The organism is Rhodohalobacter sulfatireducens, assembly GCF_022012475.1.
Lineage (GTDB): Bacteria > Bacteroidota > Rhodothermia > Balneolales > Balneolaceae > Rhodohalobacter > Rhodohalobacter sulfatireducens.
This window is the reverse complement of record NZ_JAKLWS010000016.1, coordinates 34924-54105: the sequence shown is the minus strand read 5'-3', so window position 1 is coordinate 54105 and position 19182 is coordinate 34924. Positions and strand designations below refer to the sequence as shown.

Annotated in this window: 16 protein-coding genes; 7 read left to right on the top strand and 9 right to left on the bottom strand. The window is 43.5% G+C overall.

Annotated elements, in window-relative coordinates; genetic code table 11:
* Both L6773_RS12815 and L6773_RS12810 read right to left on the bottom strand, forming a co-directional pair.
* Positions 1 to 936 carry an SPFH domain-containing protein gene (locus tag L6773_RS12815; RefSeq protein WP_237854826.1) on the bottom strand — a complete coding sequence of 312 codons (936 nt, stop codon included), beginning with the start codon at positions 934 to 936 and terminating at the stop codon, positions 1 to 3.
* Between the two features lies 1 nt (position 937).
* The gene (locus tag L6773_RS12810; RefSeq protein WP_237854825.1) at positions 938 to 1435 is read right to left on the bottom strand and encodes an NfeD family protein; all 498 of its coding nucleotides are present in this window, start codon (positions 1433 to 1435) and stop codon (positions 938 to 940) included.
* Positions 1436 to 1726: 291 nt separating this feature from the next.
* Here L6773_RS12810 and L6773_RS12805 point away from each other — a divergent pair, with 291 nt between their 5' ends.
* Positions 1727 to 3529 carry an ABC transporter ATP-binding protein gene (locus L6773_RS12805; RefSeq protein ID WP_237854824.1) on the top strand — a complete coding sequence of 601 codons (1803 nt, stop codon included), beginning with the start codon at positions 1727 to 1729 and terminating at the stop codon, positions 3527 to 3529.
* 123 nt (positions 3530 to 3652) lie between these two features.
* Here L6773_RS12805 and L6773_RS12800 read toward each other — a convergent pair whose 3' ends face one another.
* Positions 3653 to 4192: a hypothetical protein gene (locus tag L6773_RS12800; RefSeq protein ID WP_237854823.1), complete on the bottom strand. Its 540-nt coding sequence runs from the start codon at positions 4190 to 4192 to the stop codon at positions 3653 to 3655.
* Between the two features lie 238 nt (positions 4193 to 4430).
* Here L6773_RS12800 and L6773_RS12795 point away from each other — a divergent pair, with 238 nt between their 5' ends.
* Genes L6773_RS12795 through L6773_RS12780 form a run of 4 tightly spaced genes read left to right on the top strand, consistent with a single transcriptional unit; the run spans position 4431 to position 7352 of the window.
* Entirely contained in the window at positions 4431 to 5096 is a 666-nt protein-coding gene (locus tag L6773_RS12795) for a TetR/AcrR family transcriptional regulator (protein ID WP_237854822.1), read from the top strand.
* Positions 5093 to 5941 (top strand): ABC transporter ATP-binding protein, encoded by an 849-nt coding sequence (locus tag L6773_RS12790; RefSeq protein WP_237854821.1) that lies wholly within the window; start codon positions 5093 to 5095, stop codon positions 5939 to 5941. Before L6773_RS12795 ends, L6773_RS12790 begins: the two co-directional genes overlap by 4 nt.
* Positions 5941 to 6645 (top strand): fluoroquinolone export ABC transporter permease subunit, encoded by a 705-nt coding sequence (locus tag L6773_RS12785; protein WP_237854820.1) that lies wholly within the window; start codon positions 5941 to 5943, stop codon positions 6643 to 6645. The genes L6773_RS12790 and L6773_RS12785 overlap by 1 nt, the downstream gene beginning before the upstream one ends.
* Positions 6642 to 7352 (top strand): Rv2686c family ABC transporter permease subunit, encoded by a 711-nt coding sequence (locus L6773_RS12780; protein WP_237854819.1) that lies wholly within the window; start codon positions 6642 to 6644, stop codon positions 7350 to 7352. The genes L6773_RS12785 and L6773_RS12780 overlap by 4 nt, the downstream gene beginning before the upstream one ends.
* A 79-nt stretch (positions 7353 to 7431) precedes the next feature.
* On the opposite strand, the gene L6773_RS12775 is transcribed toward L6773_RS12780, so the two are convergent.
* Positions 7432 to 9702: an APC family permease gene (locus L6773_RS12775; protein WP_237854818.1), complete on the bottom strand. Its 2271-nt coding sequence runs from the start codon at positions 9700 to 9702 to the stop codon at positions 7432 to 7434.
* Positions 9703 to 9892: 190 nt separating this feature from the next.
* Here L6773_RS12775 and L6773_RS12770 point away from each other — a divergent pair, with 190 nt between their 5' ends.
* Complete coding sequence (locus L6773_RS12770; RefSeq protein ID WP_237854817.1) at positions 9893 to 10087, top strand: DUF2283 domain-containing protein; 195 nt, start codon at positions 9893 to 9895, stop codon at positions 10085 to 10087.
* A 168-nt stretch (positions 10088 to 10255) separates the two neighbouring features.
* On the top strand, positions 10256 to 10471 hold the full coding sequence (locus L6773_RS12765; RefSeq protein ID WP_237854816.1) for a hypothetical protein: 216 nt from the start codon (positions 10256 to 10258) through the stop codon (positions 10469 to 10471).
* 119 nt (positions 10472 to 10590) lie between these two features.
* Here L6773_RS12765 and L6773_RS12760 read toward each other — a convergent pair whose 3' ends face one another.
* From L6773_RS12760 to L6773_RS12740, 5 genes are all read right to left on the bottom strand, one after another.
* Entirely contained in the window at positions 10591 to 12144 is a 1554-nt protein-coding gene (locus L6773_RS12760; protein WP_237854815.1) for a BON domain-containing protein, read from the bottom strand.
* A gap of 531 nt (positions 12145 to 12675) precedes the next feature.
* Positions 12676 to 14277, bottom strand: coding sequence for a sulfatase family protein (locus L6773_RS12755; protein WP_237854814.1), 1602 nt, complete (start codon positions 14275 to 14277; stop codon positions 12676 to 12678).
* 224 nt (positions 14278 to 14501) lie between these two features.
* Positions 14502 to 16628 (bottom strand): M3 family metallopeptidase, encoded by a 2127-nt coding sequence (locus L6773_RS12750; RefSeq protein ID WP_237854813.1) that lies wholly within the window; start codon positions 16626 to 16628, stop codon positions 14502 to 14504.
* Positions 16629 to 16823: 195 nt separating this feature from the next.
* Positions 16824 to 17717, bottom strand: a complete 894-nt coding sequence (gene folD / locus L6773_RS12745; protein ID WP_237854812.1) for a bifunctional methylenetetrahydrofolate dehydrogenase/methenyltetrahydrofolate cyclohydrolase FolD — start codon at positions 17715 to 17717, stop codon at positions 16824 to 16826.
* Between the two features lie 93 nt (positions 17718 to 17810).
* Positions 17811 to 19181 (bottom strand): sigma-54-dependent transcriptional regulator, encoded by a 1371-nt coding sequence (locus L6773_RS12740; protein ID WP_237854811.1) that lies wholly within the window; start codon positions 19179 to 19181, stop codon positions 17811 to 17813.
* Between the last annotated feature and the right edge of the window lies 1 nt (position 19182).

The following is a 19182-nucleotide window of genomic DNA, read 5'->3' as shown; positions in this document are numbered from 1 at the left end:
TTATTTCCCTCCTTTAGTGCTTGTTGACGATTTTGTATGGTCACTCACTTTACTCACACCTTCAAAAAAGGTTTTCAAGTTAGCGGTCTCCGTTGGCAGAACGGAAACATTCGTACTTTTAATAATCTTGCCAAACTGATTGATATACTGTTCCACGAGTTTTGTCTTCACAGCTATATCTCCGCCGGGGCGTTGTATCGCCTCTGCCACCCGCCGGATACCTTTCGCTGTCGCTTCTGCTATCAGTTCGATTTCCTGTGCACGTCCTTTTGATTCATTAATTCTTCGCTGTCGTTCAGCCTCAGAAACCAATACCTGGCTGGTCTGCTCCCCTTCCGATTCATTGATTCGCGCCTGCCTGTGACCTTCAGAATGCGTGATTTCGGCTCTTTTCTCCCGCTCGGCCTCCATCTGTTTCTCCATGGTATCAATGATCTCTTTCGATGGACGGATATTTTTGATCTCGTACCGAAGTACCTTTATACCCCAGGGATCAGCAGCCTTGTCAATTTCGCGGACAATATTCTCATTCATCATCTCCCGTTCGGAAAACGTATCATCAAGTGTAATTTTCCCGATTTCACTCCGCATCGTTGTCTGTGCAAGATTTACCGCCGCCGCATGATAATTTGAAATCCCGTAACTGGCTTTGTATGAATCCATAACCTTCAGGTAAACTAGCCCGTCCACCGTCACCTCGATGTTATCTTTTGTGATACAGGTCTGGCTGGGAACATCGATCACCTGCTCGCGCATCTCCTGGCTGTAGGCGGGACGATCCACAAACGGGATCAAAAAATGAAATCCCGGTTTAAGTGTTTTTTTGTATTTACCAAGTCTCTCTTGAATCACCTCTTCACGAAACTCCACGATCTGGAATAACCGCGTGAAGATAACATACATGAGTACGATAATAACTAAAAGTACTGTCCACATATTAATTCCTGTTTTTATTTTTAAGTTGAGTTTTTTGGGGTTCGAGCGAATCTACCGGCTCCACAATCCAAGTTGTATTTTCCCTATACTTGATTCGAACTTTTGTACCTGTCGGAATCTTACCTTCCATAGATCTTGCCTGCCATGAAATTCCCTGGTATCGGATACGTCCATTGTTGTCAAACTCGTTGATCGGTTCAACTACATCCACAATTTGATCCATCGCCTCGTAATCTTCATCAGCGAACTTGAAAGACGTTTCCCCCGGGAAATACTTTTTGATAAAAGGCCGAATCAGAATTGTTAACGCCATGGAGGAGAACAGCCATGTAAATGTGGCAGTAAACGGATCCTCCAAAAAACCGAGATACCGGAGTATACCCACACCCAACCCGCTGAATCCCAGGATGAACGTAACGCCTCCCGGAATCAACGCCTCAAGCAGCATAAGTAGAATTCCGCCAACTAAAAATATCCACGTGATGAGTTCCCCATCCATACCTTGAGTAGATTCGTTTTTTATTTCTGATAGATAATGAATTGAACGCAAAAAATCTCAACTTGTTGGCATTAAATTTGTAACATAATGGTTTGAATAATTAAAATTGAAAACCTGAGACATTGAGATGGCGTAAGCGTCAATAACTGGTTCAAGTTTGCAAATTGGATCTTCATCGCACAAGTTACAAACTTGCGCTAGTCATAGACATTGAGAACACTCCCGAGTTAAAGTGCCACGAGCGATGACGCTTGCGCCATCCCCTTTTACAAGAATCCATAATTTTATTCAATGCCAGAAGAAGAAAAAGAAGTACAACAGCGATCCATCAAGTCACTCTGGACGACTTTGATGGAAATATTTGATCTAAGCAAACCCTACCGCTTCCGGTTTTATGCAGCTACAGTGGCGACCATTATCGCCTCTGCAATTTGGCTGACCGTACCGCTGGGACTACGTGAACTGCTGGATGCCGTTTTTGAATCCGGGGATGCCGATTTACTGAACTTGCTCGCTATTGGGCTCTTCTTCTTATTCATCCTTCAAGCTGTCTTTTCTTTTACCGGCAATTATCACCTTGAGTGGGTTGGCGAAAGGGTGATCACCGATCTTCGGAAGAAAGTCTATCAGCACCTGCACCGGTTAGGATTTCGGTTTTTTGCAGAACGGCGTTTGGGCGAAATCACGTCACGCCTAACGAATGATGTGGGATCAATCCGAACCGCTTTAACCGATTCCCTGCCCCAACTTCTTACCATTACATTTTCCCTGATCGGTTCAGTTTCGCTGATGATTATGCTTAACTGGCGCCTCAGTTCCGTGATCTTCCTGACGGTTCCGGTTGTTACTATCGCTACGCGATATTTCGGTAAAAAGATCCGTGAACTCTCCCGGGGGATCCAGGATGAACTGGCTGATTCAACAGCGGTGGCTGAGGATGCCCTTAGTGCGGTTCGACTGGTAAAAGCTTTTGTTCGCGAAGATTACGAAGTGGATCGATATCAAACTGCCGTCGAGAAACTGTTTAAAACGGCTCGCCGAAAAGTGGTACTCACACAGCTTTTTTGGTCCGGTGTTGGAATCATGTTTATGACAACATTGGTTATCATCTTTTGGTATGGCGGGCAGGAAGTTCTCGCGGGACGATTAACCGCCGGTGATCTGGTAGCTTTCATCATCTATGCATTGAATATCTCACGATCCATCAACCAATCCTCTCGGCTTTATACAGCAGTAAACTCAGCAGCGGGTGCATCAGAACGGATTTTTGAACTGTTGGATGAAACTCCTGAAATAGAAGATTCACCAGGAGCCAAGCCACTGAAAAATGTAAAAGGCCAGGTTACGCTTGAAAATCTCCATTTTGCTTATGAAGACGGACGAGATGTGCTGAAAGGAATCTCTTTTGAAGGAAAAGCAGGTGAAACGATTGCACTCGTTGGCCCCAGTGGCGCAGGAAAAACTACACTCCTGAATTTGCTCCCGCGATTTTATGATCCCCAGGATGGTTCAATCCTGATCGACGGACAGGATATTCGAGACTTAAAGGTAAAATCACTCCGTGAAAAGATCTCTATTGTTCCGCAGGAGATTCACCTGTTTGGAACCAGCATTAAAGACAATATTCTTTATGGTAAACTGGATGCTACGGATGAGGAAGTGATCCGGGCTGCAAAAGATGCCAATGCTCATGAGTTTATTCTCGAGACAGAACATGGATATGATACACCCATTGGCGAACGAGGTGTAAAACTGAGTGGCGGTCAGCGGCAAAGGCTGGCCATTGCGCGGGCTATCCTCAAAAACCCGGCGATTCTTTTACTGGATGAAGCGACCTCTTCCCTTGACTCAGAATCGGAAGCCCAGGTCCAGGAAGCGCTCTACCGCCTGATGCAAAACCGAACCACATTTGTGATTGCGCACCGGCTCTCCACCGTTCAACATGCAAACCGCATTCTTGTTTTAGATGAAGGTGAAATTGTAGAGGAGGGAACACACCTCGAACTAATCGAACAAAAAGGTCTGTACAGCCATCTCTATGAGCTCCAGTTCCGCGACCTGGATGCGGATAGTCAGTTGAATATGAGATTTTAGAATGAACCGATTAGCCGGGGAGACACAGAGTTAATTATATCTTCTTTCACTACTTTCTGAACCAATTTTATTCTGTACACTCTAAAAAAGCAATTACAAATAATGCTCACAGAATAATCATTATCAAAAAATAAATTGTATGGTCAGGATAGATCGGTTTTCAGTTAACTGATACCTTGATTGATAAGAATTCATGGATAAAGTAACCGGTACTTTTTCCCATCGATCGATAGTAATAAATGCACCGATCAATGCTCCGGCTGCCATTCCTCCTAATCCTCCAATTAAAGCTCCGATTCCAAAAGCTTCGGCATTTGTGAATTCAATTATACACCATTCATCTTCATCACAGGTTTCGTTCGTTGCCAAACTAATCATACCAACGGTTAGTGCACCACTCAATCCCCCAATAAGCGCTCCCTTACCGATTGCTAATTTTTCGCCTTCAGATACTTGTAATCTTCGGATACTTTCATAGGAAATAGTAAATGTTGTATCCTTTTCCGAGACCGTTAAAAACGAATCTTCCAGGGTGATTATAGCACCTTTGATATTTCCCGATTTAACTGAAGGAGCAGTAACCTTTACGCGATCACCCTCAGAAATTCCTTCAATTTGGGCCTCTGCTAATTGAAAAGACAAAATGATTAAAAGGAATGCCAAACACAGATTTCGTTTAAATATCTTTCTTATTACATCATTCTCTTTTTTCATCACATACTCTCCATACTTATAAATTTAATTTATCAAGAATTTGAATGACTTCCGATAAATTCAATTCAAAGATCTTTGTTTACTGATGAATGCCTGTGCATAAAATCTTTCATTAAATTAATTTTTGACTGGCGAGTCACATTCGAATTCCATAATATGACTGGGTAGTCACATCAATCATATTGCGATGCCAAAAGATACCTTCCATAATCTGCCTGAAGAAAAGAAAGAGAAGATCACAAATGCATTTCTAAGGGAATTTGCGATTCATCCGTACGATAAAGCTTCTCTCAGTTCAGTTGTGAAATCGCTTGGAATTGCTAAAGGAAGCGTGTACCAGTATTTCGATGACAAATTAGATCTTTTTACTTATCTCATTGAGGAGTGCTCGGCTGTAAAGATGAAATATGTCGGTCAGTTGAAACGTGAAAACTTCAATGACTTTTGGGGATACTTTCGCTCGCTTTATTCAGAAGGAGTAAAATTCGATCTCGAAAACCCGCTGGAGAGTCATTTTCTGCACAGTCTGGCAGATAACCTCAACTCCCCTTCCGTGAAAGGACTGTATGACGAGATGTTAACGAACATCATTGCAGGGTTTGAACAGATGGCCAAACATGAAGTTGAATTAGGACTTTTCCGCGATGATATTCCTATTAAAACGATCGGGTTTATCCTCTATAAAAATGGGAGAGCGATTAATGAACAGATGGAGGTTACCGGCCATATCAACCCAAAAGAAAGTATTAAAAAAGGAAAACCGGTGTACGAAGGAAAGGTGGATCAACTGATGGAAACGGTGGATAATTATATCAAAATATTACAACGAGCGCTGGACAAGGAGTCAACATGATACTCGTCAATAACCTGAAATTTCAATATCCTAAAAATGAGTCTTTGACGCTGAAGGGGATTAGTTTTGAGATCAAACAGGGAGAACTGTTCGGATTTTTGGGACCCTCGGGAGCGGGAAAAAGCACGGCTCAAAAAGTACTCTATAAAACACTTTCAAACTACTCGGGCGAAGTAAAAATCGACGGGAAGGATTTGAATGATTGGGATCTCGCCTACTTTGAAAAAATAGGCGTGGGATTTGAGCTGCCGAATCACTATCAGAAATTGACCGGGCTCGAAAACCTTGATCTGTTTGGTTCATTTTATCCGATTGGAAAACAAAGAGATAGAACCGATCTTTTTGAGATGGTGGGGCTTCAAGATGCCATCAGCAAGCCGGTAGAGACCTATTCAAAAGGTATGAAAATGAGGTTGAATTTTATCCGCGCCATTCAGCATGATCCGGATATTCTATTTTTTGATGAACCGACTGCGGGCCTCGATCCAGTAAACGCACAGATGATCCGAAATCACATTAGCGATCTACAAGAAAGAGGAAAGACAATTTTTATTACCACTCACAGCATGCATACCGCCGATGAACTCTGCGATCGCGTGGCATTTATCGTAGAAGGCGAACTGCGGATCACTGATTCACCAGAGACACTGAAATCTCAGTATGGAAAAGAAGCGGTAAGAGTAGAATTGAAAGATGGTCAATCCCAAGAGTTTTCAATTTCAGACCTGGGAAATAACCCGGAATTCATTGGGTTTCTGAAGAAAGGTGCAGTGAGCCGAATTCATACAATGGAGGCCACTTTGGATGAGGTATTTATAAACGTAACGGGTAAAACACTGACTTGATGAAAACACTGGCAAAACAGCTCAAGTGGCAGTTTATTTTACTGCAAAAGAACAACATCATCAGTATTAGTATCATCGTAACACTGATATATGGACTTCTTCTATTCTTCCTGCGCTCATCTACTTATATCGATAAAGTGCTGGTATCTCTAATCTTGAACGACCCGACCGTTATCGGTTACTTTTTTATTGCCCTGGCAATTTATACGGAGATGAAGCACCAAATTTTGCCGGCAATTTTTGTTACTCCGGTTAAGACACACCACTATATCCTCTCCAAAACGTTAGCGTTATCAGTCATCGGCCTGTTTTGTTCGTTAGGTCTTGTGATCTCCATAAAAGGATTTGCCTTTAATTTTGTAGCATTTAGTATTGGAGCTTTAGGCATCTCCATACTTGCTGTCTTGCTAGGAATTATGGTACTTGCATATAGCGACGATTTTCTAAAATTCGCATTACTGTCATTCCCCGTATTTCTGCCGATTGTAAATCTACCGCTGCTCCACTATTTAAATGGAATTGATCTTGGTTTCATCATCCAACTATTTCCTATTCAGGGAGGTTTAAACCTGATTGCTGATTCTCTAAACCCGAACATTAACCTCTCGTGGGTTTCTATCCTCTCTCTATTAATCTGGATTCCGATCTTTTATGTCGGTTCCTATCGGTTCTTTACCTCAAAAATTATCCATCAACAGTCATGAATAAAATCTTCAAATTAGCGGTCACTGACTTTAAACTGATCTTTCGGGATCCCTCACTCTATTCGTTTATTTTCCTACCGATTTTACTTTACGGATTGATGATCTGGTTTCTGCCCGGCCTGGTAGATCGCTATGACGTACTTGTACCCTATCTCCCACTCTTTCTGGTACTCGGCGTGATTGAAAACACACAGATGTTTTGTTTCATCAACAGCATGGTTTTGATAGAGGAAAAAGAGACCGGAGTTTCAATCCTTTATGGAATTACGCCAATCACAGAAAACCAGTTTCTTCTATCCAGGTTTATCTTTCCATATCTGATCACTGTCCTTTTCAATGTGGGACTGATCGCCCTTCAGCCCTTTTATGAGATTGGCTTAAGTACAAACATAATGATTTCAGCACTTGCAGCGATGGTTGTACCGGTTTATGTCCTCGGTATCAACTCGGTTGTTGATAACCGGATGCAGGGAATGATATACATCAAAGCATTCAATATGATTGTACTTCTTCCCTTCGCTGCATTCTTTGTTCCCGAGAATGTTGTCCATCTCTTTGGATTACTACCCACCCACTGGATTTTTCAGAGTATTGTAAACGTCACTGAAGGTACTTCATATGCATTTTTTGCCATTATCACTGTTTTCTATTTTGGCGGTTTGATGATTTGGCTGAGCCGGCTTTTTGTGAAGAAGCATTTCATTTAAATGAGAAGTCATGTATGCGCTAAGACGAGGAGTGAATTCAAATTATTTGGCGAAACACCTGAGATTACTCTCTATGGACTCAACCCTCCGAATCCCAATCGACACCGGATTTTTCCAAAAGGATCGGCATTGTGTCATCCATACTGTTGTTCTCTGCAAAAACTACAACTTTTCCAATTTCTGCCAGCTCTTTAATCTTGGCAATGTGCTGTCTCTCTTTTCCTTTTTCTGTCTCCTTCAATCCTAAGAAGACAATATCCGCACCGTCACTTTTCTCTTTTAACAGATCGGGAAATCTGCGGCCTTTTTTATTGATCAGAATATCCACAGACGCTTTAATTCGATCTTCATCGAGTGATTCCCGAATTCCTTTGTACAAATTGTCTCCCTCAATAGAGTTATTGACAACGGCATGGATGTTGATTTCCGCTTTCTCCCATTCTTTATTCAGTTTCAGCATATAAGCAAGAATAAGCATCAGGTCGCCATTGTTATCTCGCCCGCCCCACCAGATATCAATTCTCTGATGATTTTTTTCTTTCCACGCTTTATGATCGTTAAACTTGGCCAGAACTATATTCTTTCCCTCTGATGCAAGCTGTCGAATAATCTTTAACTGGTTGACATTCGCATCTTCATTTTCAGACCATCCAAACATCACGGTATTCGTTTTTAACCCTGCAATCCCGTGGCCTTTTGATACCTCCAGGATCCCCTGCTTTAATGAGTCCACTACATTCACTTCACAAAATGCTTCCAGTTCGTGATTTCGGACCTCATTCACCATCTCCTCTTTTAAATTTTCCTGTTCGCTGAGTGATGGGGCTTCATCTGAGAACAATAACTTTGAGATGGTAAAAATCCCGCGATTTTGCCCAAAGGCGGCTGCAAGGTTCACCAGTTCGATCCGGTCGTTTATATTTTTTGCAAAAAGCAGGATAATCGGCCGCCAGTTCCGCGATGTCACCCGGTGCTTGTTCATCCTCAAAAGTGAGAAACGTGCAACCTTCATCCACATTCCAACATTTACATCGCCCCATTGCTGCTCAATCGCTTTCTTTTGGAAATAGAGATAGCATACAAATTCCAGGCCCAGTGCTGCCACAAGTGCGACCGGGCTGATCAGGTACATAACATATAATGCCCCAAATGCGCCGATTAGTGACCAATACCAGGGGATATCCACAGCCGGCCGGTACGACGGTTCGGCAACCAGTTTTTCGATCGCCGCAACTACATTAATCACCACATAAAGGGTCAGGAACAGAACCGTTACAAATTTGGCTACTGTATTCAGATCTCCCAAAGCCACGGCGGCCAGCGCTATTCCGCCCGTAAACCAGGTAGCGATGGTAGGCTGACCGGTTTTCGATAAACGCGATAAAAATTTCGGGGCGAGACCATCCATCGAGAGGGACTGCAACACACGCGGCCCGCTTAACACACTGCCGATAGCCGAAGATAGAATGGCTCCCCAGGCAGCCGGGTAGATGAAAACACCACCAAGAAAAGCCGCCTCTGTCCATGTTCGAAGACCGAATGTTTCCTGTGCAATGTCATCAAACGGCAGGAGTGCTGTTATAGAGATCAAAATGGGTATGAGAAGATAGACCAGCGTACCGGTTATTACCGAATTGATGGTTCCATTCTTGATCGATTTACCGGGCGTTTTCAGATCCCCGCTCATCGCGATTCCGGCAAGAAATCCTGTAACCCCAGGAAAAAACACGGCAAATATTATCCAAAATCCACCCTCCGGGGCTACTGTTCGATACGCAGGAGTCCACTCCGGCATGCGCAAATCTCCCATGAATACTCCGGCTATCAGCGAGAGAATGGATAGAACAACCAAGATCAGCATAGGTACCTGGAACTTCAATACCAGTTCGGCACTTTTCCCGGATGCAAACGTAATGAGTATGATAATTCCGGCAGTAAAAACCGAGATGGCGTAGCCCGGCATTGCACCCCATGTTTCCACCGGCCAGAATATCAGAATCGACTCAGAAAGGCCGAATGCATAAAATGTGATACTGAGCGTACGGCTGATATAAAATGCAATCCCGATCGCTCCGCCTGTTTCCAGTCCCAAACTTCTTGAGATCAAGTAGTACACACCGCCGACTCCAACTTTGATATTGGTAGCAATCGCTGCGGCGCTCAGACCGGTAATAAATGTAATGACATTCGCGAGAAGAACCGTAACAATGGTTAAGGGTAAGCCCAGGTTTCCAACCACCCAACCAAACCGGAGATACATGATCAGCCCCAGTACGGTGAGAACACTGGGAAGGAAAACTCCTAAAAATGTACCGAATTTTTTCTTTGGAACTGAGCCTGATTCTGTCACTTATCCTCTATCCCGTTCAGATACCTTTGTTAAAATTCCCATCTCCATTATAGCAGACAGACTCTATCAAGGCAATATAAATTCTGAATTGAATGAAAAAGATTCTAAATTTTACTATGAGTTTTCATGGATACGTGCAAAGATCCTTAATTTGTCATTACAGCCTACAAAACTTCCAAAATCGATAAATATGAACATTAAATACGACAAAGAAGCAGATGCAATGTATCTGAAATTCTCTGATTCCGAAATCGCTGAAAGTGACGAGGATAAGCCGGGTATTATTATTGATTATGATAAAGAAGGAAAAATTGTAGGAATAGAACTGCTTGATGCCTCTCAACGAACTGACAATCCTTCGAGTGTTGTTTATGAGGTGGCTTAAATTTTACTCACCCAAAAATGCCGCTAAGATCTCCCTGATGAACTCTACCCAAGGAATTTATCTTGATAATTTCTTGAACCAGTTGATAAATAGGACAATTATTATGTGGATAAAATTTATTAATCGGCAAATCCATTATCAAATTAAATGTAAATCTAACGTTCCTTCATGCCGTTATCTTTCAGCCAACTGAACAATGTAATTATGGAAGGGGCAGCTTTTCTCAGTACTAACCGCCTAACGTTTTCTAACATCAGCAAAGATGGATTCGACTGGGCCGGTGATTGGGTGAATAAAGATGAGTCGATTCTATATCCTTTTTGGAGGATTTATTGTACGAAAGAGGAGGGAGAATACTCCTCTCTCGGGAGGCGAAGTTCTTAACTTTCAATGTACTCTCCTTGAACTATAACTCTGCATTTGTGAGCTTTACCGGTTTTAAAAACAAAATGCCCGCAATCAAGCGGACATTTCTCATTTGGCTCAAATAGTAATTTTTTGATTTAGCTGGTTTCAAGATTGTTCACAACTTCCCGGGCACCTGCTTCATAGGCTTCTTCAGTCGCCTCCTCTTTAGCTGTTTCCGTCAATACGGTACCTGTCAGGGTGGCCACACCGTTTCGCACTTCAACATTTACATTCACGGTGCTAACATATGGCGACCAGGTCAGCTGACTTTCAATGGCTTCCTCGAGATCGGCATCGTCAATCACAATCGGTTCATAATCGTAATCGTGATGTTCAACATCCCAGTCGTAGAACATTGGTTCGTAGGTCAACTCTTCGTAGTCAACATTGATATCATTTATAATATCTACGACGCCGTTCACGGTTGAAGCCACTTCATCGGCCTGGTATTTCTCAAAGTAGTTGTCGGCCGTTCCGCTCAATGTTACAATCCCGGTTTCAGCAACTACGTCGATCTCGGCTGCACTCACGAACGGATCTCGCTCAAGTGCATTCTCAACTTCTTGTCTAACCTCTTCGTCAGTGCTGTCCACATCGGGTGTAACTACGAGTTGGTTATCAACCGATAAATTCTGCTCGGTCGCAATAACGCCCCGGGTATTGCTTGCCGTCTCTGCTGCCGCCCGTGCCGTTTTCAGGTTGTCAACGGTTCCGGTGAGCGTTGCAATTCCGTTGTTAACCGAAACCTCAATATTTACTGGGTCAATTCGCGGATGTACGGCTAATGCGTCATTCACAGCCCTCTCAATATCTGCATCAGATTTATCGGCGAGGAAATCCTGTCGCTCCATCTCTTCTCTCATCCAGGATTTTACTTCGAGATCTGCAGCATTTACATCTGTTACACCGGCTACGCGCGCAATATCTTTCGCCAGGTTTTTCTCAAACAGGCTTCCAACCGTTCCCGAGAGTTCAACCACTCCATCGTTCACATCTACAATGATGAGCCCGTCTTCGAGCCGGTTATTCCAGACAATTGAAGCCTGAACGTCACCAAGTATTTCATCATCTGATCGATTGGTAGCGTAATCAACATCTATGTTATTATTGATGCCTATCACACCGTCAACACCTTTCGTAACAGTAGCTACAAGTTCTTTTTCTTTCCAGGATTCAACAGTGCCCGTAAGATTTACAACTCCATCCTCTACGGACGACTCAATTTCCCACGAGTCCGTTGCGGGATCCGAAAGAAGTGCATCGGCTACATCTTCTGCAATCGAGACATCCAGGCGATCACTCTGAACCTCAATATCGTTTACGACGGAACGAACGCCTTTAATGGTGGACGCAACACTTGTTGCACGATCTTTCGTCAACAAGTTATCCGTGGTACCTGAAAGTGTTACAATACCTTCATTGGTTTCAACAGAGAGCAGATCTCCATCAATACCTCTTGTAATCGCTAACTCATCAACAACAGCATTTGTAATCTCAATATCATCCAACTGCTCATAGGATGTATCGTCTTGCGAAATCCGGTTCGTCTCGCCGGAGCCCTGACCTGAACAAGCTGCCAGGAAAAATACTGCCAGTACAACCACTATTTTCCCAAAGGTTGAAAAATTATTTTTGAATAAATGCAACATGTTAGTTTGTATTTAATTCCACTTTATCTATTTAGTAATAAAACAAATAATATATTTTTGTAGTTCAATTATATATTTTTAAATCATTTTTTTATGAATGATTTAATACATTTTATAAATGATTATATTAAAGATGAGGATATCTTAATAAGAAATATGGATCAAATCCTCTAAACTGGCGCAAGTGTTCAATCCGCCATTTCAGAGCATAAATTGAGATAATCCGGGATTTGTTTTGCAAGAAAAATGAATCCGCCAGTAGACCAGAGATGTCACTTCATTCAAAACTTCCAAAGAGATGAGTTATGAACCTTCAAGCGTCCGCAGGTCCTTGAAGCGTTCATCCGGGTAGTGAATTCGTGACGCTTGGCTCGCAAAAGATGTCATGGGCAAATGACTTCCGGCTGATACAATGCAGTGCCACAAGTGAGTCAACAACGCCAGCTGGCTTCTTTGACCGAGGACGCTTCGCTTAACACCTGCGGCAGATGAGTTTATTCATTGTTATCCCGAACTGACGATAATTAAGAACTACTCCTCAGCCAGATCTCGTTGCAGGAATTGATTGGTCAGCTCGTCCGAATCCCGGTAGTGTTCTCTCAGGTCTTCCAATTCTAGATGCAAGCTATCTTTTATTTCTGCATAATCAGGATCATTGTAGAGATTCATCATCTCCTGCGGGTCATTTTCAAGATCATATAGTTCCCATTCATCAATATCATAGTAGAAGTGGATGAGTTTATAGCGATTCGTCCGAATCCCGTAGTGCCGCTTCACCGCATGTTCAGCCGGATACTCGTAGTAATGGTAATAAAGCTGATCTCTCCATTCTGTATTATTTCCCGCAAAGAGCGGCGTTAAACTTTCTCCCTGGATTTCGCCCGGGATTTGCACCCCGGCCACATCTAAAATCGTTGGAGCAAAATCGATGTTCTGAACCAGGTCACTGTTTTCTGATCCCGACTGAATCACTGACGGATATCGGATGATGAGCGGAGTTCGGAAAGATTCTTCATACATAAATCGCTTATCAAACCAACCATGTTCGCCGAGATAGAATCCCTGGTCCGATGTGTAGACGATCATTGTGTTGTCAGTGAGCCCGTTCTCATCCAGGTACTCCAACAGCCTCCCCAAATTTCGGTCTACACTTCGAACGACTCCCAAATAATCCTCCATATAACGCCGGAATTTCCATCTCGTCAGCTCATCCTCTTTCGGCGTGTTTTCCACAAACTCTTTGTTGATGGGGCCATAATAGGCATCCCATCGTTCTTTCTGCTCATCAGTCAAACGACTGTACACATCCAGATAAATACGCGGATAGATATTCGGGCTAAACTCTTCAATTCCGGTTTTCGCTAATGAATCCGGATGGATTTTATTATCCAATGTGAGTCCCATATGATCTGCTATTCTCATCTCCGCTTCTTTTGCCGCTGTGCCTCGATTTTCATAATCATCAAACAGGCTTTCCGGTTCTTCAAAATCATGATCTGTATATACGCCAATATCTTCGGCCGATGGCCACCACTGCCGGTGCGGTGCCTTTAATTGGTACATCAACATAAAAGGTTTTTCCCGGTCACGAATTGAATCGAGATATTCGATGGCTGTATCAGTAATCAATTCCGTTGAGTGTCCCTCCTCTTGAATCATGCCTTCAGGGGTTCGGAAATCGGGGTTGTAATAATGCCCCTGTCCCGGTAATACTTTCCAAAAATCAAAGCCTGTGGGTTCAGATTTCAGGTGCCATTTTCCAACAATCGCCGTTTCATATCCCTCTTCCTGTAGTAATTTTGGAAAGGTAACCTGTGTTGAATCAAAAACACTCCCATTGTTGATGTGTCCATTGATATGGCTATGCTTCCCGGTGAGAATAGCAGCACGACTGGGTGCACAGATGGAGTTGGAAACATATGCTCTTCGGAACAGCATCCCCTCGTTCGCCAACCGGTCGATATTCGGTGTATCAATCAGATTGGAACCATAGGCACTGATCGCCTGGTACCCGTGATCATCCGTCATCACAAAAATAATATTAGGCCGTTCCGTTTCGGTTGAATTGGGACCTGTACAACCGTTGTGAATAATGAAGCTAATAAAAATGAGCAAAAATACACTTCGATTCATGCTTAGCAGACCATCGATTTGTTTAAGGAGATAATTTTCAATCCCCATAAATAAAAAACTGTAGTGAGAGATGCTAATGAAAAAAAGGTGGGTTTTAACTAAAAAAAATCCGCGAAGTTTTCGAAACTTCGCGGATTTGGGAATGAGTTTAATATTGAAAAATCTGAGGGTCATCCTCCCTCGATCAGTCTTTGACTGATCTTGCCCATTCTATGGGTGAACATTTAATTCTCTGCCGTTAAACCTCTTCTTCGGAGCAGATGAACAACATCCGGTTCGCCGTTTCTGTAAGTTTCGTACAGATCCATGGCATCTCGGCTGCCGCCTTTGGAGAGGATATATTCACGAAATCGATCTCCATTTTCTCTTGTCAGTCCACCGCTTTCCCTCATGTAAGCAAATGCATCGGCAGCCAGAATTTCACTCCAGATATATGCATAGTAATTGGCAGAGTATCCGCCTGCAAAAATATGTGCAAAATAGGGTGATTTGTAGCGGGGAGGCACGGCTTGCATATCCAGGTCGTATTTGGCAAGCGACTCATCTTCAAATTCAACCACATCGTTTGGAATCTCAGTTGTATCCAGCAGATGCCATTCAAGATCAACCATTGTTGCTGCCAAATATTCCTGCGTATCAAAGCCCTGGTTGAAATTTCGGGCCGCAATTACTTTATCCAATAGATCCTGAGGAATTCGCTCACCCGTTTCATGGTGTACAGCGTAATTCTCAAGGACTTCCGGCAATACCGCCCAGTCCTCTTCAAAAGTTGACGGGAATTCTACAAAATCTCTCGGTACAGATGTTCCACTTTGCGAAGGATATTTAACGTCCGAAAACAGTCCGTGAACCGCGTGTCCCATCTCGTGGAACATCGTGCTTACATTGTCAAAACTGATAAGCGCCGGCTCACCCTCTGCCGGGGGAGGAATATTCATTACGTTAACAATCACCGGTTTTTTATCCAGCAGATGTGATTGGGAGACAAATGAATTCATCCATGCACCCCCTCTCTTCGAATCGCGGGTAAAGTAATCGGCATAAAACAGGCCGATTTGTGAACCGTCTTCATCAAGCACGTCAAATATGCGAACATCTTCGTGGTAAACGGGTAAATCAAACCGTTCCTCGAATCTAATTCCAAAGAGCTGATTCATTGTAAAGAAAACACCATCTTTCAGTACACGGTCCAGCTCGAAGTAGGGACGGACTTCCGCCTCGTCAATGTCGTACTCAGCCTGACGAACTTTCTCTGCGTAATATTCCCAGTCCCATGGTTGGAGTTCGCCCTCAACGCCGTCTTCCCGCATCATCTCAGTGATCTTTGAAGCCTCCTGTTCGGTGTTTGCAATCACAGCGGGAATCAGGTCGGTTAGCATATCCAACACATTTTCTGGGTTTTCGGCCGTTTGTGGATCATGCCTGTAAGATGCATGGTCGTCATATCCAAGCAGTGCGGCGCGTTCGGCCCGCAGTTCAACAAGTTCTAAAACCAGAGGCCGATTATCGATCCCACCGTCCTCTCCAATTCCGCGAAAGGCTGATGCTTTCCAAACCCGTTCACGCAGGTCGCGGTTAATCAGGCTTTTCAAAATCGGTACGCGGGTAGTATTTGTAATCGAGAGAAGGTATTGGCCCTCATGTCCTCGCTCTTCGGCAGCTTCTTTTGCTGCGGCAATTCGGTCCTCGCTCAACCCGTCGAGCTCTTCCACATCATCAACAAGAACAGCCCGTTCCTGCGTCAGCTTTAACAAATTATCCTGGAATTGGGTTGTAAGCGTTGAAGTTCGTTCATTGATTTCCCTCATTCGCTGCTGCTCTTCTTCTGTCAACTGTGCACCGGCTCTAACAAAATCCCTGTATGTATCTTCAAGAAGTTTCAGGGAAGATTCGTCAAGATCAAGCTCATCACGCTGATCATAGAGGGTCTGTACCCTTTCAAACAGGTCTGCATTCAGGTAGATATTATCGCTGTGGGAGGCCAGTTTTGGTGCCATTTCAGATTGAATCTCCTGTATCTGATCGTTGGTATGAGCAGATGTAAGATTATAAAATACCGACTCAGTCCGCTCAAGCAATCGACCGCTTTTTTCCATCGCAACGATTGTATTCTCAAACGTTGGAGGTTCCGGGTTTGATGCGATGGAGTCCATCTGAGCAAGCTCACGTTCCATGCCCTCTTCAAAAGCCGGCCGGTAATGCTCTTCAGATATTTCATCAAAATTTGGAGCCTCGAATGGGAGTGTACTTGGTGTAAATAATGGATTTTCTGTCATTGATTCCTCTTCGCCGCACGCTGTAAACATGAATAAACAGATCACAACAGCGACTGATGTTAATAGTTTGTTCATAAGATTTGAATTAAGATATTGGTAAGATGAATGAAAATTTTGAGCAATTTTTTTAAAGCTTATATCCTTAAATATAACTTTATTTCTTGTTTTTTTAATCGTGAATGCTATCACGTCTGAACGCTTTAAGCGGTCTGAAGGGTCACATGATATTTATCTACCCATCGGATGGAAAAAACAACCGTCTGATGGGGTTTACTCATCCGGGTAGATCGATTTTTTGGCTGCCAGTAATGTGTTTTTCATTAACATAGCCACTGTCATGGGCCCCACTCCTCCGGGAACGGGTGTGATCCAACTGACTTTCTTTTTGAGGCCCTCAAAATCGCAATCGCCTACCAGTTTATAGCCTTTTTCTGATGTCTCATCGGCAATACGATTGATACCCACATCAATTACAACGGCTCCTTCCTTAACCATCTCCGGCTTGATCAATTCAGGTTGACCCGCTGCTACAACGAGTATATCTGCAGAGATCGTATGGCTGGTCAGATCGCGGGTAAATTTATGACAAATGGTTGTCGTTGCTTTACCGGATGCATTCTCTCTGGAGAGCATAATGGCCATCGGGGAACCCACTATATTACTGGCTCCTACAACAACCGCATGTTTGCTCTTCACCGGGATGCTGTAGTATTTGAAAAGCTCAAAAATTCCGGCGGGGGTGCACGATCGGAATGTAGGCTGATCGACCGTCAATCGCCCCACATTCATCGGGTGAAAGCCATCAACATCTTTGCGATGATCAATACTCTCAATTACATCATGCGAAGAGAGATGAGATGGCAACGGAAGCTGAACCAAAAGCCCATCGATTGAATCATCTTTGTTAAATGAACGGATTGTGGCTTTTAACTCTTTCGCTGAGACGGTATCCGGCAGATGTTTGGTGTCTGTATCAATTCCAACTTTTTTACAGGCGCGGGTTTTTGCACCTATATATGTGGAGGAGGCAGGATCAGTTCCCACCTGCACCACCTTTAAAAAAGGACGTCGATTACCTGCTTTTACCCAGTTTTCCACATCCTCTTTGATGATGGACATGGTTTCATCTGCAACTTTTCTTCCGTCAATAATTTTGGCTGACATAGATCGTATTTTGTTCGTAGTTAGTTGTCTGTTGTTAGTGGTTAGTGGTTTAGCTATTCAACGAACCACTAACAACCAGCAACAAACAAAAGACTATCTTTCAATATCGTATTTCTTCATCTTGTTATAGATGTGACTTCTTTGAATGTCAATTGCCTCGGCGGTAGCGGACACATTCCAGTCGTATTTTTCAAGTTTTTTGAGCAAAAACATTCGCTCGGCTTCCTCTTTGTATTCATGGAAATTATCGGTTTGATCCAGCATGTCATCCAGCATATTCTTCTGCTTCTTTTTTTGGATAACTAACTGTTCAACATCCTCGGGAGATATTTCATCATCAGTCGATAAAAGGGCAAGGCGTTCAACTACGTTTTGCAATTCCCGGATATTTCCCGACCACGACTGTTTTTCCAGCAGTTCGAGTGCCTCATCAGAAAAAGATTTGCCTGCAAATACAATCTCCCGCTCAGACAACTGCTGTAAAAACCACTTTGCTAAAATTGAGATATCATCCTTTCTCTCGCGCAGTGGAGGCAGATGTATGGGAATAACATTCAGGCGGTGAAACAGGTCTTCCCGAAAATTGCCGTGTTCAATCTGCTCTTGCAGATCCTGGTTCGTCGCCGACAGTACTCGAACGTCAACATCAATTCGTTCCGATCCGCCCACGCGGGTAATCTGGTTTTCCTGGAGTGCTCTGAGTACTTTTGCCTGGGAGTCCGCACTCATATCACCGATCTCATCAAGAAACAATGTTCCGCCGTCGGCTTGTTCAAACTTCCCGATTCGCTGGGAGGATGCACCGGTAAATGCTCCTTTCTCATGACCAAACAGTTCGCTTTCCAGCAGATCCGGAGGTATCGCTGCACAGTTTACATCCACAAATTTCTTTGACGACCGTTTACTTTTTTCATGAATCGCGCGGGCTACCAACTCCTTCCCTGTTCCATTCTCACCAGTAATCAAAACACGGCTGTTGCTGGCGGCCACCTTTTCAATCATCTTTTTCACTTTAAGGATCGCCGGGCTCTCACCGATTATCTCCGTATTACCATGTAGTTCTTTTCGAATTTCTCTGTTCTCCTGGATCAGCTCGCCGCTTTTTAAAGCATTGCGAACGCTTGTCAATAGCCGGTTTAGGTCTGGTGGTTTTTCAAGGAAATCAAACGCACCATTCTTTGTGGCTTCCACGGCGATCTTAATCGTGCCGTGCCCGGAAATCATGATCACCGGAATCTCGGGTTTAGTTTTTTTCAGTTTCTCTAATACTTCAATACCGTCCATTCCCTTCATTTTAATGTCCAGCATCACGAGGTCCACCCGCTCTTTCTCAACTTTTTCAAGGGCTTCTTCGCCATTTTCGGCTTCAAGAGTTGCGTAATCCTCAAACTCAAGAATCTCCTTCAGGACATTGCGGATGCTCTGCTCATCGTCGGTAATCAGGATGGTAGTCTTTGAGCTCATA